Source organism: Thioclava arctica (assembly GCF_040892615.1).
Lineage (GTDB): Bacteria > Pseudomonadota > Alphaproteobacteria > Rhodobacterales > Rhodobacteraceae > Thioclava > Thioclava arctica.
This window is the reverse complement of record NZ_JBFRYC010000001.1, coordinates 416,630-432,077: the sequence shown is the minus strand read 5'-3', so window position 1 is coordinate 432,077 and position 15,448 is coordinate 416,630. Positions and strand designations below refer to the sequence as shown.

12 protein-coding genes and 1 pseudogene are annotated in these 15,448 nt (G+C 61.6%); 4 read left to right on the top strand and 9 right to left on the bottom strand.

The features are described 5' to 3' along the window. Window positions 1-3 precede the first annotated feature (3 nt). Together otnI and ltnD are read right to left on the bottom strand one after the other, a co-directional pair. The gene (otnI, locus tag AB4874_RS02235; RefSeq protein WP_368390768.1) at window positions 4-774 is read right to left on the bottom strand and encodes a 2-oxo-tetronate isomerase; all 771 of its coding nucleotides are present in this window, start codon (window positions 772-774) and stop codon (window positions 4-6) included. A 3-nt stretch (window positions 775-777) separates the two neighbouring features. Beyond that, window positions 778-1,707 (bottom strand): L-threonate dehydrogenase, encoded by a 930-nt coding sequence (ltnD, locus tag AB4874_RS02230; RefSeq protein ID WP_368390767.1) that lies wholly within the window; start codon window positions 1,705-1,707, stop codon window positions 778-780. Window positions 1,708-1,906: 199 nt separating this feature from the next. Between ltnD and otnK the strand changes: the two genes are divergently transcribed. Genes otnK through AB4874_RS02215 form a run of 3 tightly spaced genes read left to right on the top strand, consistent with a single transcriptional unit; the run spans window position 1,907 to window position 4,734 of the window. After that, window positions 1,907-3,184, top strand: a complete 1,278-nt coding sequence (otnK, locus tag AB4874_RS02225; RefSeq protein WP_368390766.1) for a 3-oxo-tetronate kinase — start codon at window positions 1,907-1,909, stop codon at window positions 3,182-3,184. Next, window positions 3,177-3,815: a 3-oxo-tetronate 4-phosphate decarboxylase gene (gene otnC / locus AB4874_RS02220; protein ID WP_295530586.1), complete on the top strand. Its 639-nt coding sequence runs from the start codon at window positions 3,177-3,179 to the stop codon at window positions 3,813-3,815. Before otnK ends, otnC begins: the two co-directional genes overlap by 8 nt. Window positions 3,816-3,840: 25 nt before the next feature. Beyond that, window positions 3,841-4,734 carry an NAD(P)-dependent oxidoreductase gene (locus tag AB4874_RS02215; protein WP_295530589.1) on the top strand — a complete coding sequence of 298 codons (894 nt, stop codon included), beginning with the start codon at window positions 3,841-3,843 and terminating at the stop codon, window positions 4,732-4,734. A 689-nt stretch (window positions 4,735-5,423) separates the two neighbouring features. On the opposite strand, the gene AB4874_RS02210 is transcribed toward AB4874_RS02215, so the two are convergent. Then, entirely contained in the window at window positions 5,424-6,731 is a 1,308-nt protein-coding gene (locus AB4874_RS02210; protein WP_368390765.1) for a Glu/Leu/Phe/Val family dehydrogenase, read from the bottom strand. 93 nt (window positions 6,732-6,824) lie between these two features. Next, window positions 6,825-7,043: a hypothetical protein gene (locus AB4874_RS02205; protein WP_368390764.1), complete on the bottom strand. Its 219-nt coding sequence runs from the start codon at window positions 7,041-7,043 to the stop codon at window positions 6,825-6,827. Window positions 7,044-7,165: 122 nt separating this feature from the next. Here AB4874_RS02205 and AB4874_RS02200 point away from each other — a divergent pair. Next, window positions 7,166-7,332, top strand: a pseudogene (locus tag AB4874_RS02200) (transposase); the annotation flags it as partial. A 595-nt stretch (window positions 7,333-7,927) separates the two neighbouring features. Here the strand turns inward: AB4874_RS02200 and AB4874_RS02195 are convergent. The 5 genes from AB4874_RS02195 to AB4874_RS02175 all read right to left on the bottom strand — a co-directional run bounded on the left by AB4874_RS02195 (window position 7,928) and on the right by AB4874_RS02175 (window position 15,403). Continuing rightward, a complete protein-coding gene (locus AB4874_RS02195) occupies window positions 7,928-9,562 on the bottom strand; it encodes an Aq_1262 family (lipo)protein (RefSeq protein WP_368390763.1) in 1,635 nt (544 codons plus the stop codon). Window positions 9,563-9,639: 77 nt separating this feature from the next. Beyond that, on the bottom strand, window positions 9,640-11,448 hold the full coding sequence (locus AB4874_RS02190; protein ID WP_368390762.1) for a PhoX family protein: 1,809 nt from the start codon (window positions 11,446-11,448) through the stop codon (window positions 9,640-9,642). 188 nt (window positions 11,449-11,636) lie between these two features. Continuing rightward, window positions 11,637-13,331 (bottom strand): ABC transporter permease, encoded by a 1,695-nt coding sequence (locus AB4874_RS02185; RefSeq protein WP_368390761.1) that lies wholly within the window; start codon window positions 13,329-13,331, stop codon window positions 11,637-11,639. Window positions 13,332-13,334: 3 nt separating this feature from the next. Beyond that, complete coding sequence (locus AB4874_RS02180; RefSeq protein WP_368390760.1) at window positions 13,335-14,285, bottom strand: extracellular solute-binding protein; 951 nt, start codon at window positions 14,283-14,285, stop codon at window positions 13,335-13,337. 26 nt (window positions 14,286-14,311) lie between these two features. Next, a complete protein-coding gene (locus AB4874_RS02175; protein ID WP_368390759.1) occupies window positions 14,312-15,403 on the bottom strand; it encodes an ABC transporter ATP-binding protein in 1,092 nt (363 codons plus the stop codon). Window positions 15,404-15,448: the final 45 nt, after the last annotated feature.

Below are 15,448 nucleotides of genomic sequence, written 5' to 3'. Positions count from 1 at the left end.
GTCTCAGGCGAAGGCGCGCATCCAACCCAGACCGTCCTCGGTCCGTCCCGCAGGATGATATTCGCACCCCACGTAGCCGTCATAGCCCAGCGCATCAAGCGCGCGCAGCACCCGTATGTCATCAAGCTCGCCGCTCCCCGGCTCGTGCCGGTCGGGAACCGCCGCGATCTGCACATGCCCGATGATTGGCGCCAACTCTCGCAGCCCCATAAGCACGTCGCCATGCAGGATCTGTCGATGGTAGATGTCGAATTGTAGCTTGAGGTTGGGCAGGCCCAATGCATCGATCAACTCGGCAGCGAACGCGAAATCATTCAGGAAATAGCCCGGAATATCCCGGCTGTTGATCGGCTCAATCACCACATCAAGCCCCTTCGCGCCAGCCGCATCGCAAAGCCGCCGCAGCGCCTCGCGATAAGCCTGCTGCGCCGCTGGCTCTTGGCGCGGCGCGAGGCCGCTCATCATGTGCACCCGCCCGACCCCGGTCGCCTCAGCATAGCGCAGCGCGGTATCGATCGACGCGCGGAATTCCTCGGCTCGCTCGGGAAGCGCGGCCAGCCCCCGGTCACCCGCCGCCCAGTTTCCGGGCGGCAGGTTAAAGAGCGCCTGCGTCAGCCCATGGGCCTGCAAGCGTTCGGCAATCGCCTCCGGCGGGTGATCGTAGGGAAACAGGTATTCGACCGCGTCGAACCCTGCCTGCCGGGCCGCCCCGAACCGGTCGAGGAAATCGTGCTCGGTAAACATCATCGTCAAGTTGGCGGCAAATTTCGGCATCGTTCAACCCTCGCCCACCAAGCCGCCCGCCGCGGGCAATTCAAGCCCCGCGATATTGGCCAGCATCCGTGCCACAGACGCGTCGTCGTCGCGCCCCATCCCGGCCGCAGCGGTCATGACGAACATCTGCAAGGCGGTGCTTGCTATCGGGGTCGGGAACTTCAGGTGCCGTCCGATATCGGCGACGATCCCGAGATCCTTGGTGAAGATGTCCACCGCGCTGCGCGGGCTGTAATCGCCCTCAAGCACATGCGGCACGCGGTTCTCAAACATCCAGGAGTTTCCGGCTGAGGCGGTGATCACCTCGTAGACCTTCTCAAGATCGAGACCCATCGCCTTGGCGAAGGTGATCGCCTCGCAGGCGGCCGCGATATGCACCCCGGCAAGAAGCTGATTGACCACCTTGAAGGCAGCCCCCGTGCCGGCCTCCTCGCCCAGTTCATAGACCTTGGCCGCGACGCAATCGAGCACCGGGCGGATCCGGGCGAAGACCTCGGACGGCCCCGAGCCCATGACCGTCAACTCGCCGCTTGCCGCACGCAGGGCCCCGCCACTGATTGGCGTATCAAGAAAATCCTGCCCCGCCTCGACGCAACGCGCCGCAAACTGGCGCGCGCGGTCAGGGGCCATCGTGGCGCATGACATCACGACGCCGCCCGACCCCATAGCCGCGACAGCACCGCGCGGGCCAAACAGCACCTGCTCGGTCTGATCGGCATTGACGACCACCGCGATCACAAGGTCCGCAGCCTGCGCTCCGGTCATGGGATCGGGCGCCACGGCACCGCCCAGGGCTGCGAATCGCTCCATCGCTTCGACATTCACATCGACGCCCGTCACTGCGAACCCAGCGCGCAGCAAGCTCTCGGCCATGCCGAATCCCATCGATCCCAGACCGATAACGCAGACCTTCGTCTCATGGGGTGACTTCATCCAGAATACCTCTCAATAGCCGATTTTTTATCTCAATCCCGCACCCCTCCAGCGTCGTTCTTGCGCTTGCATTGCTGGAATGATAGCGTTGTCATTACATCGTTAGCCCGAGCCATGATGGCATTGCAAGGGCTATGTGAAATCACCGCCCCGAGCTATCGGGGCGACCAGTGAGGCATGCATTGAGGGGGGAAATTTTATGCTGATAGGAGCGGTGGCCGACGATATTACCGGCGCCACGGACCTGTGCCTGATGCTGTCGCGCAGCGGGCTGAAGACCCGGCAAGTGATCGGCCTGCCCGGGCCGCATACGGACCTGTCGGGCGCCGACGCGGTGGTGGTAGCGCTCAAGTCGCGCACGATCCCCGCCGCAGAGGCCGTCGAGATGTCGCTGCAAGCCGCGCAAGCCCTGCGCGATGCCGGGGCGCAGCGCCTCATGTTCAAATATTGCTCGACCTTCGACTCAACCGATGCGGGCAATATCGGCCCTGTCATCGAGGCGCTGATGGACTTCACCGGCGCGGAGCAGACAATCGCCTGCCCCGCCTTCCCGGCCACCGGGCGCACAGTCTACAAGGGCCATCTCTTCGTGGGTGACCGGCTGCTCTCGGAAAGCCCGCTCAAGGATCACCCGCTCACGCCGATGCGCGATTCTGACCTCGTGCGGGTATTGGGGCGGCAGACCCGACTCCCGGTCGGTTGCATCGATATCACGACGATCCGGCAGGGAGAGGGGGCGCTGCGCGCGGCCCTCGACGCGGCGCGCAAAGCTGGCACGCGTATCGTTGTCACCGACACGCTCGACGAAACGGACCTGATGGTTCTCGGCGCGGCCTGCGCCGACATGCCGCTGATCACAGGCGGCTCGGGGATCGGGCTGGGCTTGGCCGCCGCGCTGCGCGCACAGACCGATCCGCGCCCTGCCCCGACCCGAATGCCCGCACCGGCGGGTCGCACAGCGATCCTTGCGGGATCCTGCTCGGTTGCGACGCGCGGCCAGATCGCGACCGCGCAGGCCGCGGGTCTGCCGAGCTACGCGATTGATGTGAACGCGCTAAGCGAGGGCCTACAGGAAGCATCTGAGATCGCCGACTGGGCAATCGCGCAGCCTGCCGACAGCACGCCGCTCATCTATTCGAGCGCCGAGCCCGGGCAGCTTGCCAAAATCCAGTCCCGTCTGGGCCGTGAGGCCTCAGGTGCGCTGGTTGAGGACACGCTCGCGACTGTCGCCAAGCGCCTGAGCGACGCAGGTTTCACCCGCATGCTGATCGCGGGTGGCGAGACCTCGGGGGCGGTCACCGCAGCCCTTGGCGTCAGCTTGCTCGAGATCGGCCCCGAAATCGATCCCGGTGTGCCCTGGACGGCGAGCCTGTCAGAACCGCACCTCGCGCTGGCCCTGAAATCGGGGAATTTCGGCTCCGAGGATTTCTTCCTCAAGGCGTGGGACCTGCTGGAGCCGGAGGCAGAACATGTCTGACGAAACCCGCCTGCGCGACCAAATCTGCACCATCGGGCGTTCGCTCTTTGATCGCGGCCTGACCGCCGGTTCCTCGGGCAATATCTCTGCCAGACTGCCCGATGGCGGCTGGTTGATGACGCCCACGAATGCCTCCCTCGGCACGCTCGACCCGGCGCGCATTTCGCAATTCGACGGCGATGGCAACTTCGTCTCGGGCGACAAGCCGACCAAGGAATCCTTCCTGCATTTCGCGATGTATGACGAGCGCCGCGACGCCGGGGCGGTGATCCACCTGCATTCAACGCATTCGACTGCCGTCTCGATCTTGCGCGACATCGACCCCGAGGACGTATTGCCACCGCTGACCGCCTATCACATTATGCGCGTGGGCAAGCTGCCGCTGGTGCCCTATTACGCGCCGGGCGACCCCGAACTGGCCGAGGCCGTGCGCTCCCTTGCGAGCGCCCATCACTCGGTCCTGCTGGCCAATCACGGCCCCGTCGTCGCTGGCACCAGCCTGTCAAACGCACAATATGCTGCCGAGGAGCTGGAGGAGACCTCCAAGCTGTTCCTCGCGTTGCAAGGGCACGCCATCCGCCCGCTGACCCCGGCGCAGGTCTCTGACTTGCGTGCACGTTTCAATCTCTGACCCATCGACCTTAGCGGAGTATCCAATGACTAAACCCCAAGAAACCATCGGCTTCATCGGCACCGGCCTGATGGGCCATGGCATGGCCAAAAACATCGTCGAGAAAGGCTTTCCGCTTACCGTGATTGCCCATCGCAACCGCAAGCCGATCGAGGATCTGGTGTCGCGCGGCGCGACCGAGGCGAGCTCCTACGAAGAGCTTGCCAGCCGTTCCTCAATCATCTTCTTGTGCCTGACCGGTGCCCCCGAGGCTGCCGAGGCGGTGGCAAAATTGCGGCCCGGATTGCAGCCCGGCAGCGTGATCGTGGATTGCTCGACGGGCGAGCCCACGGTGACGATGAAGCTTGCGCAGGACATGGAAGCGATCGGCGTGGCCTATGCCGACGCTCCGCTCAGCCGCACCCCGAAAGAAGCCTGGGAAGGAACGCTCGATTGCATGGTCGGCGCGGACGAAGACTTGTTCGCGCGACTCGAGCCGGTAATCGACACCTGGGCTGGCAAAATCGTGCGCGTGGGCGGCTTGGGTGACGGGCACCGCATGAAGCTGCTCAACAACTTTATCTCACTTGGCTATGCCGCGCTCTATTCCGAGGCGCTCGCGCTCTCGCGCAAAGTCGGCATACCTATCGAGCAATTCGACAAGGTGATCCGCGGCGGCCGAATGGATTGCGGCTTCTATCAGACCTTCATGGGCTACGCGCTTGAGGGCAACCGCGAGGCGCACCGCTTCACGCTGTCTAATGCCTACAAGGACCTACGCTACATCGAATCGATGGCCAACGCCGCCACGGTTGCCACCCCGCTGACCAGCTCCGTCAAGAACGCCTTCGCGATGGCGATGGCCACAGGCGGCGACGGCTCCGAAGATTACGTGCCGCACCTCGCGGATTTCGTGGCCCGCGCAAACGGGCTCGATTAACAGGGCGCAGAAGATGCGTAACGGTAGCCCGGCATCGAATGGCCGGGCTGTCGCAACTGTCACATGCGAAAACACCGCATGAGCGCGCGAAGCCCGCCTATACGTGTGCGAGATCAAAATCGCCGCCCCCCAGCATCCCCAGAACATAGTGAGCTGCCCTATACATCCCAGTCCCCGATGCTTGTGACAAGGATATGCGTCGGCTAGCACAGACGGACGAGTTGCGCTGCCATTGTCTGCCGAACCGAGCAGGAGACCAACTGCCGGCGCAGGCTCTTGCGTGCAGCCGTAACAAACCTTCTCTCGCGTCATGCCCGGCGCCGCCACCCTCAGAAGAGCCAGACTGTGGTCAGCATTTGCTGTATGGCTATTTCCCCACCGCATCTGGGACGCGCTGACCACAAGCCGTTGTGGAATATCCGAGCTAAGCGCCACTGCATCGACAAACCCTTGACGGGGGCGGAACCCGTTTACGCCCCTATGCATGGTCAAATTTGCGCAACGCCACACATCGCCTCAAGGAGCGCCTAGGCATTCTCATGCGTCTGATTGATGTCGGGAAGCGCATGCGCGTCGTCAAACGCATGAGCCGCGATGGGTATGAACCTATCCTCATCACCGTCGACGAAGTGGAGCCGCTTCTGCTGCGTCCATAGGCCCCGGGCGTGAGCTTTGACGTCTTCGCGCGGCTACGACCCTTCGAAATAAGCGGGGGTGCCACGGGCTTCCACGGATTCCGCGATCCGACGAAGGCCATGGGTATAGGCCGCATCACGCATCGACAGGCCCATTTCGTTGTGCAAAGCCCAGATCGCTTGCGTTTCGGTCTCCATCGTTTGTTTCAGGTGATCGCGGACACGCGAACTGTCCCAATAGAAACCGGACCTGTTTTGAACCCATTCCAAGTGCGAAACCGTGACCCCGCCAGAATTCGCGAGGATATCGGGCACGATGATTTGCCCTGCTTCGCTCAGCTTTCGATCGGCCTCGGGTGACACGGGCCCGTTTGCCATTTCAAGAATGATGCGGGCGTTGATCTTGTCGCAATTGTCGAGCGTGATCTGTCGCTCCAATGCGGCGGGCACCAACACGTCGCACTCAAGCTCCAACAGCTCGGCGTTTGAAATCTCCTTCGTCTTACCTTGACCCTTTGCCCCTTTCACGCCGCCTGTCTCATGCTTGTGCTGCATGACAGCCAGCGGATCCAAACCGCTTTTGTCGTATATGCCGCCGCCAGAATCCGAGATGGCGATGATTTTATATCCGTCTGCATGAAGGAGCTTGGCGCAGTGATAGCCGACATTTCCAAACCCTTGGATCGCCACGGTGGCGGTATCGGGATCGAGCGCAAGCGAGGATTCCAGATGGCGCAGGGTATAATATCCACCGCGCGCCGTCGCATCGACGCGTCCGTTCGTGCCACCGAAGGCCAACGGCTTGCCGGTAATTGCGCTCGGAGACGCCTGCCCTGAAATCGAACTGTATTCGTCCGCCATCCAAGCAATGACGATGCCATTGGTATACATGTCCGGCGCCAGAATATCGCGATCGGGGCCAATGAACGGGGCGAATGCCTCGATATAAGCCCGGCTCAACCGCTCCAACTCATTGGCCGAAAGCGCCTTGGTGTCCACGCAAACCCCGCCCTTCCCGCCGCCAAACGGCAGGTTGGCGACGGCACATTTGAACGTCATCCAAAAAGAAAGTGTCTCGATTTCGTCGAGCGAGACGTTTGGATGAAATCGGACGCCGCCCTTGGTTGGTCCACGCCGATCATTGTAGCGACACCGCCAAGACTTGAAGGCCCTTCGGCTCCCGTCGTCCATCCGGATCAAAAGAGTGGCGGCCAGCGTTTCGCGCGGCCATTTCAGCTCTTCGAACACATCGGGGTGGATGCTGAGCCGCTCACAGGCACTGCGCAGAGACTCGCGGGATTTCGCCAGCATCCCGGTGGCTGGAAGCACGTTTTCCTCTCGATCTTTCTTCTGGGTCGGCATTGTTTCGGACCTCCATGATACGGCCTGCAAGCACGAAATGCGCACAGTCTGGTTCGATTATCGCCAGACATGCCGCAGTGTCGTTGATATGTCTCAATCTCTCATCGTAAAACCAGCGAGGCCCGCTTCAGGACCATAGCCGCTTAGCGGAGGTGCAACACTCGGATAGTCGCTTTCGGCCACCGCCAGCCGGTCATCGGTGTCGCCCCGGTTGACCGCTACCAGCCCAAACACGACATTCATACCTTGCGCAGCATAAGGCTCCGTCCAGACCATGACGGGCGCAGACTGGACTATCGCTGCACGTAGCATAGACGTCTGCTTTGCCCCGTGGTTAGCCCGAGAAGAAGCTTAAGCCAGCGTTGGCGTTTGCTTCCGGTCGGCATTGAAGCGCCATTGGTCCGAACAGCAATGTCGACTTGGCAAACGACCGGATGGTGTCGATCATCCTGACTTTGGCTGGGCTGGATTGGCCGCCCCCCCCCGCAAATAGAAGAACATCACTGTTAGGATCTCGAACCGTCGGACGCCGGGGCCCCTCAACCTACTGGTGCCCTGCTGGGTGACAGACAGCACCGACATCAAGGTCCTTGGTGACGGAGCCCTCTCGGCCGATTGCTTTGCATTCGCCTGCCGGGCAATGGATGGGGCCTTCGACCCGAGGCTCCTCCTGTTCAGGGCTGAAGCGATCCACTGGATCCTTTCCAAAACGCCCTTCACCCGTTGATGCCACACTGCGATCCTTGAACGCGGCGGCAAAAAGAAGCCTAAATCACGTCGTAAGCTGTTCGAAGGACAGAGAGCAGCTCAGTGATCGCTGACATTCGCAAGACCGAAAAGCTGCCTGTGGTGCTGGGCGGTGATCTTAATGAAACGTTAAACACCGACGTACTTGGCCCTCTCACCGTTGCATCCGATCTATTCACCCTTACCGCGGGTGATCCGCATCGTCCGCCGCGAAGTGCCGATACAGATCGGCAGTACAGGGAAGAAATGGCATCTAGGAACCATTCACGATGAAAGCCTTGGTTCGCATAAGCCAAGGTCCGATTTGTCCGCATAACTGCCCTCAGCCAAGGTGATTTCTGCGCTGTGCATGAAAGTCCACTTGCGCAAGGCCCGCAGGGGCGCGTCAAAGCCGGGTTTGCGCCGATGATCTACCTTTCACACCGCCTGTCTTTGACGGATGCGGCGGTTTAGCGACGCTCAAACCAAGGTTGCTGCGGCTTTTGAATGCCTGTGGGCTGATCCTGTTCCACCTTGCGCCAGACGGTGCTCTCGACTGGGGCAATCGTCGCATCGCGGCCTTTCACAAAGCTCTGCTCGCGCACGATCAAACGATAGGCGGCGTTGAGGGCATCGGCGCGCTCCGGTGAGGGCAGGATCAGTGCGCCGATATTGTCGCGCAACGCGGCGGCGCGGACGGGCGGCAGTTCGCCATTCTTAAGCCATGCCTCAATCACCTCGGCATTGGCGCGAAACTCGTCCCCGGCGGCGTTGCTCGTGAGGTAATGGGCGTAGTCGCCCGTACCGTCGGCGCGGATCAGATCTGGTGTACCGACAAGGCTCTTTTGGCTCCAGTGATACCAGCCGTCGCGAAACGCGCCATTGCCCAGCTTGCGCGCGAAGGCAAAGGTGGAATCGTCATTCGTGCCTAAGGTGCCATGGCAGCCGATGCAAAACACGGTTTCCTCAAAGCTCTGCGGGCGCAGGTCGCCGCTGACATCCTCGATGAAGCCCTGCAGGCGCCAACCGAAGGCGTTGGGGATACCGGTCTCGGAGTTGCCGAAAAACTGTTTCGTGCGATCCGGGAAGGCGCTGTCTTCTTTCAGTTCGGCCAGCGCGGTTTCCTCAAGCGCGGCATAGGTGATCCAGTCTTTTTTGCGCATATAGCGCAGCTCTTTCAGCCGCGCCGCCATGGCAATTCCCGCTGGCGTCGGGTCAATATAACGCACCGTATGCACAAACTCGGTGCCCTTGGGATAAAGCCCGGCGGCCAGCTTTGCCCCCTCGGCCCCGGCGCGCCCCGCATAGTGCATGGTGATGCCGTCGAGCGGTGCGAAGGCAAATTTCACGAGCGATGCGGTGCCCATCACGCCGTCACGGTCGAGATCAACGCCCATGGCGCTCTCGTCGGTGGGCGCGATCGCCACGTCCTCGCGGGTGATCAGCGCCTCTATGATCGCGAAATTGGTCTTGTAGATGGTCAAATCGGGGGTGCCGTCTACCCTCTCGCGAAAGGCCTTGGGCAAACGGATCAGCACATCATCGGTCGAACCATTGGTGGGCCAGAACGTGCCGGGCAGCGGCTGATAGGCGAAGGCGCGCCACCCCGTCAGCGCACCATTGGGGCGGCGGTCAAAGCCCTCGTCGTCTAAGGAAAACTGCACATCCGGCGTGTAGCCATCCCATGCGCCGTTCCCATCGACATCCCAAGCGGCTGGCGGCACGGCCAGTTTCGCAGCGAGCGCGATGTCGCCTTGCGCGTCGTGGTAATTGTCTTGGCGCACATAGGCGCGGATTTCTGCGCTTTCGGTCGCGGCGATCTGGGCGCGACGGTCGACGAAAAGATTCGTCCAAGGGTTTTCCAGCGCAGGCGCGGGAAAGGCGTATTCGGTCTGAAGATCGGCGTCGCGCACGTAATTGGGGCTGCGCGGATAGGTGTGACAGGTCTGGCACGGGTTATGCGCATTGCCCACCTCGTCCTGCGTCTTGGTGTAGCATTGCGAGGGGATATAGGCCGTTGGATTGCCCAGGATCGTGGTCTTCAGATCGACCGCCCCGGCCATTGTGGCAGAGCCCAGCAAGGCCAATATCGAGATACGCAGCATCGGGTTTCGTCCTGTTCGCGTTCGAAAAAGCGAGGCCCGGTTGCCCGAGCCTCGCCAATGCCATGTGGAAGGCCCAATCAGTGGGTCTTGGCGGCCTCATCCATCGGTGGGAACGGGCCGACATAGCCGACATAGGCGCGCGCCTGAGCCGGGTCCGTCAACTTGTCCTCATCGCTTTCGCCATAGGGGTGCTGGATCACCGCCATCAGGTAGCCGTGGCCTTTGATATTCGGATACCAGTAGGTCGAGGTGGTCTCGGACCCGTAGGGCGTGGACAGGATACGGGTCAGCTCTTTGGTGTCGGTGTTCATCGCCCAGATCGCATCGTTCTGGTGGCCCGAGCCGGTATCTTCGCCGATGATCAGCGTATTATAGCCCGGGATATAGGTGATGTTATCGGGGTTCGCGATGCCGTTGATATCGCAGGAGTTCAGTTCAGCCGTGTCGCCACACATATCGTGCGTGGGATCGCAGTTCGCATCCATCGCACTGGCCTTGCGCTCTTCGGTCAGCGGCTTGCCCGAAATGAAGCCCATAATCTTCGTCGCGTCATACTTGTCATCAAGCGAGAGCGAATAGACCGTGCCGCACTTGTTCTTGGGCAGACGGATTGCGTTCATGCCGCCCTTGTCCTGCTTGGCACCGTCTTCCATGCCCTTCTCGACCGCCGACATCGATAGATACATCTGGTGCTTGTCGGGATCGTAGGTAATGCCTTCCATCTTGCGGAACTCGGTCGTCGCGCCCTTCATCGAGGCGTAGCGGCGAGTTTCCAGACGCGACGCCAGCATATCCATGCCGTCTTTGACCCTCAAACATTCGGCATTGCCTTCGGCGTTCGTGGCCGAAAATCCCTCGGGGCATGTGCCGTCATCACCGATCTCGGCGGTCTCGAAGAGATCCGAGAACTGGATGCCGGATTCGATGGCCTTTTGAACGCTCGCATCATCCGCATGGCCCAGATCGACCCATTCGAGATCGGCGGCTCCGCCGTCCTGATCCGAGGTCTGGTTCCATTTCGCGGCATAAAGCGTGCCTGCCGAAAGATCGCCTTCCTTATCTGCCTCAAAGCGGAACAGGCCCACATTCGTGCCGTCATCCGAGATATAGGCGGTCTTGCGGTCGGGCATGACATAGGCCAGCTCGACAGCCACCCGGCCCATCGAGAAATGCTTATGCGCGGTGCCTTCGCCGTCATCGGAAATCGCGATCTCGGTTGGGAAGCCATAGCGATAGGGTTTGTAGGCGTCGCGGAACTGATCAAGCGTCATATCCTCGGGGTTCAGCCCCGCATAACGCACCATCGGAAAATCATAATCGTCGATCTCATCAAGCGAGGTGGCCGCTTCGATGACGCGTGCATCGGCGGGGTATTCCTCAGAGCCCAGATGGGTCTCCCACGGGGTCACCGAGCCTGCGCAAGGCACCCAGAGGCCGTGGAATTCGGCGAAATTGATCGGCTTGGTCGAGATCAGCTTGAGGTTGCCCTCGCCATCCTGCTCGACCTCGCTGAGATACATCGCACCGGGGCGCGATTCAAAATTCGTAACCGAATACAGCTTGTCGCCCTGACGGAGCAACGAGGTGAAATCCGCGTCTTCCGAGATATGCTCGGAGCCGTCGGCGGACTTGATCGGGTTGCCGTCCTTGTCGGTCAGCAGGGCGAATGTGTGATCGCCGATCTTGTCGCCCGAGCGCGCCATCACATGATAACCAATGGCGTAATCCTTGCCGTCGACGGTGACCTTTTCAGAGGCGATAGCGGCACGTTTGGCTGCGTCATCCTTGGCAAAAGGCACAGGCGCGAAGGACAGATCCCCTGCTTGAGCCGCTAGCGGCAGTAGGGCAATGGCGGTGGCTTGAAGAAGAGCGGAACGAAGCGACATAGCTGGTCCTTGATTGGTTGCGATCACCTTTTCATAACGAGATTGTGATTCCATTTTGTGACGCTTTTCCCTCTCAAATTCTTCTCAAAGCGCTCCGCTCCAAATGCGTCTCAAACATCGCGTTGCGCTAAATTGGGCGAACGTCCAGACATCGGGCGACAGCGTGGGGCATCCTGAATTCAGACGGTTCAAAAAGCAGCCTGCTGAGCTGAGGCAGAGCGTTCGAATTTGCGGATCGCGGACAGGATTGCGAGCGGGATGAGTGTCGTCACGACGATGGCAAGGAAGGCCACCGCCATGCCTTCGCCCACTGATCCCTGATCGAACTGGCGCCAGATATAGGTGCCGATCGTATCGGTGCCGACGGGGGCAATAAGGAGCGAGGCGACAAGTTCACGCGCGGCCACCGTAAAGACCAACAGCATCGCGGCCAGAACGCTCGGGGCGACCAGCGGCATCAGGATGCGCTGCGCCGTACGAGCGGCACTCGCCCCATGCACCCGCGCTGCGGCCTCCAGCGACGGATTGACCTGCTGAAAAGCCGCGACCGTGTAGCGCACCGGCTGGGGCAGCAGGATACACACATAGGCGAGCACCAGAATAGCCAGCGTGTTATAGGGCGTGATTGGCAGCGCAGGTTGGTTCCACAGCAAGATCAGACCCAGCGCGACCACCACCCCGGGGGCGGCATTGGGCAACATGGCGAGTGCTTCGATCACGCCGCCACCGGGTTTTGGGCCACGCCGCGTCACATAGGCGATGGCAATCCCAAGAAGTCCTGCAAGCAACGCTGCGATCACCCCGAGACCAAGGCTTGTGCCCATCGCGGACAGCGCGCCGGACCGGTCGCTCAGCACGGCCTCGAAGTTCTGCAGGCCCATATTCGACACCGCAAGCCCACCGGACAGCGTGCGGCTTAACGCGGTGGCGAGAATAGCCAGCAGCGGCGCGCCGGTTGACAGGAACGCAACAAGCGCGAACGCGCCAAGCGCCGGGCCGCGCCAGACCCCAAGACTGCGCGTCGGGGCGCGCGGGGTTTTGCCGCCCACCACATCAAAATCGCGCGCCGTCGCAATCCGTTTTTGCATCGCGAACGCCACAAGCGAGATCGCCATCAGTGCAAGCGACAGAAGAGCCGCCTTGGGCAGATCGATCGGCCAGTCCGAGATCGACGTGTCGATCCCGGTCACCAGAACCTCGAAACCAAACTGCGCGCCCAGCACGGCCGGCGTGCCGTATTCCTCAATCGACATCGCAAAGACAAGCAGCAAGCTGGCCGCCAGTGCGGGCGTGGCAAGGGGAAGCGTGACACGCCAAAATGCCCGGCCCGGCCCAGCGCCAAAAACGCGGCTTACATCCGAGAACCGCGACCCAATTGCCGCGAAACTGCGCGAGGCGGCAAAATAGATCACCGGGAAGGAATGCAGCGCCATGACAAAGACGATGCCGGGATAAGAGAACAGGAATGGCGCAAGATTGACCCCGGTAAGCTGTTGCAAATAGCCCATCGGTTGCAAGCTGAGGATCCAGCCGAGCGTCGCGATATAGGGCGGGATCATGAACGGCACCAGAAACAGCAGATCCCAGATCAGCGCGCCGGGCAGTCGGTAAAGCGCGCGGATCGCCGCAAGGGGCACGGCAATCACGCTGGACGCGAGCACGACACCGACGCCCAGCAGCAGGGTGTTGCGCGCTTGGCGGGTGAAATCTTCCGAGCCGAGCGTGGCGTGCAGATGATCGAAAGGCCGGGCAAAAGACCCGGCCCCGATCTCGGGAAAGATCGCCTGAAGCAAGATGAAGACGAAGGGCAGGACCACGACGACGATCAGGGCCGCAGCCGTGAGCGGTCTCAGAATGCCGCGCGGTGCCTGCCCCCCTTGCATCGCTTACTTCCCAAAGGCCTTGGCGAAGCTGTCGAGAATTGCGCCACGCTTGGCATAAACCGCGTCATCGCCGGGCAGCAAGTTGAGTTCCGTGATCGTCGGGCGCAGCGCCTTGATGTCGGTGCGCGCGGGCATCAGGTAGGTCTTGGCGACCTCTTCCTGACCCTTCTCGGACAGAACGAAATCGATGAACTTCTTCGCGTCCTCAGCGTTCTTTGTCGATTTCAGGATCATCATCGGGCGTGGTGCGACGACAGTGCCCGATTTCGGAAAGATCACGTCAATCGCCTCACCCTTGGCCTTGGCCCCAAGCGCGATGTAGTCGACCGCCCCAAAGACTGCGGCCTTGGCGCCTTGCAGAACCGGATTAAGCGCGGCCTTGTTGGCCCCCGCCACCAGCGCGCCATTGGATGCCAGATCGCCAAACAGCGCGTCCTGACCAGCGCCCGAAAGGGCTGCCACCAGCTCAAATGCCGACCCCGATTGGGCCGGATCGGGCATGGTCACCATGCTTTTATAGGCGGGCTTGGCAAGATCGGACCAATCTTCGGGCTTGGGCGTGCCCGATTTCGGGTTCCAGGCGATCGCAAGCGCGGCTGCGCCTTGCGCAACGGCGGTGTCGGTTTTCAGGAAGTCGGGAACCTTGGCCGCGTTGGGCGAGGTATAGGGCAGCAGCAGCCCTTGTTTCGCGAATGACGTCGCGGTGTCCCAAGAAGCCGAGATCAGAACATCGGCCTGCGGATTGGATTCTTCCGCCTTGAGGCGCGCCATGACCTTGCCGGTGGTCGCCTGATAGAGGTTCACCTTGATGCCCGATTGGGCGGTGAAATCTACCGCAAGCGCCTTGGCAAGCCCCGCAGGCCCCGCCGTGTAGACGGTGACATCGGCTTGGGCGCTAGCGCCCGCAAGGCTGAGCGTGAGGACCAGAAGGCCGCTGCGAAGGGTCGTTTTCATCGGTATCTCTCCGTTGGATCGGGACGTCAGTTAACGTTTGGCGTGTGAAACCAGCGCAGCGCCTCGGGGGCGATGTGCAGATTGAGTTGCGCGCCGCGCGCGACGCGGCGCGGCGAAGCGATCTGGAGTTCTACGTTGCCGGGCAAAGCGACCGTGACCTGGTAATCTTCGCCCCGATACAGGCAGCGCAGCACATGCGCAGAAAAGACCGCCTCTGCGGGCGCGCAAATGCTCAAGGCACGCCGGGGCAGTAGAACGCTGGTCGCGCCCTCGGGCAGGGTGATATACGCGAAAAGCACCCCGTTGGCCCCGACTGGCAGCACCGCGCCAAGGCGCAAGAACTCGGCAATCCAAGGCGTGGCAGGTTCGTTTACCAGTGTCTCTGGCGTCCCCCTTTGCGCGATCTGGCCTGCGCGCAGGATCGCGACCTCATCGGCCAGCGAAAAGGCCTCGGCGTGATCATGGGTGACGTAAAGGGCCGTCAGACCGAGATCCGCGACGAGGCTGGCAATCTCGTCGACCATGCTTTCGCGCAGCTCGCGATCAAGGTTCGACAGTGGCTCGTCGAAGAGGATGGTTTTCGCACCCGAAGCAATCGCGCGCGCGATCCCGACGCGTTGCTGCTGCCCGCCTGACAGTGCCGAGGGACGGCGCGCACCCAAAGCCCCAAGCCCGACCTGATCTAGCGCGTCCTTGGTACGCTGCTCGCGCTCAGAGCGCCCGACCCCCTGCATTTCAAGCGGGAAGGCGACGTTGCGGGCCACACTCATATGCGGCCAAAGCGCGTAATCCTGAAACACCATGCCAAGTCCGCGCCGTTCGGGCGGCACGAAAAGGTTTTGCGCAGGCGCGGCCACGCACTTGCCGTGAACGGACACTTCCCCCGCACTGGGCGTCTCAAGCCCCGCCAGAACCCGCAGCAGCGTCGTCTTGCCACTGCCGGACGGGCCCAGCAGCGCCAGCGCCTTGCCGGGTTGGATCGTCAGATCAATGCCGCGCAATATCTGTGCCGCGCCATAGTTGAGGTGCAGGGCCCTGACCGCAATAGCGCTGGGTATTGCGCCATCGGCTCTGGCCTCTGGTTGGCGATCGATTTGGCGTTTGTTAAATTCGAGCATTGTCCGGTCCGATTGTCACGGACAGGACATATTCAAGCGATGTAA

Coding starts and splice junctions, on each gene's coding strand:
- otnI (WP_368390768.1), bottom strand. CDS start 774: ATGCCGAAATTTGCCGCCAACTTGACGATGATGTTTACCGAGCACGAT.
- ltnD (WP_368390767.1), bottom strand. CDS start 1,707: ATGAAGTCACCCCATGAGACGAAGGTCTGCGTTATCGGTCTGGGATCG.
- otnK (WP_368390766.1), top strand. CDS start 1,907: ATGCTGATAGGAGCGGTGGCCGACGATATTACCGGCGCCACGGACCTG.
- otnC (WP_295530586.1), top strand. CDS start 3,177: ATGTCTGACGAAACCCGCCTGCGCGACCAAATCTGCACCATCGGGCGT.
- AB4874_RS02215 (WP_295530589.1), top strand. CDS start 3,841: ATGACTAAACCCCAAGAAACCATCGGCTTCATCGGCACCGGCCTGATG.
- AB4874_RS02210 (WP_368390765.1), bottom strand. CDS start 6,731: ATGCCGACCCAGAAGAAAGATCGAGAGGAAAACGTGCTTCCAGCCACC.
- AB4874_RS02205 (WP_368390764.1), bottom strand. CDS start 7,043: ATGCTACGTGCAGCGATAGTCCAGTCTGCGCCCGTCATGGTCTGGACG.
- AB4874_RS02195 (WP_368390763.1), bottom strand. CDS start 9,562: ATGCTGCGTATCTCGATATTGGCCTTGCTGGGCTCTGCCACAATGGCC.
- AB4874_RS02190 (WP_368390762.1), bottom strand. CDS start 11,448: ATGTCGCTTCGTTCCGCTCTTCTTCAAGCCACCGCCATTGCCCTACTG.
- AB4874_RS02185 (WP_368390761.1), bottom strand. CDS start 13,331: ATGCAAGGGGGGCAGGCACCGCGCGGCATTCTGAGACCGCTCACGGCT.
- AB4874_RS02180 (WP_368390760.1), bottom strand. CDS start 14,285: ATGAAAACGACCCTTCGCAGCGGCCTTCTGGTCCTCACGCTCAGCCTT.
- AB4874_RS02175 (WP_368390759.1), bottom strand. CDS start 15,403: ATGCTCGAATTTAACAAACGCCAAATCGATCGCCAACCAGAGGCCAGA.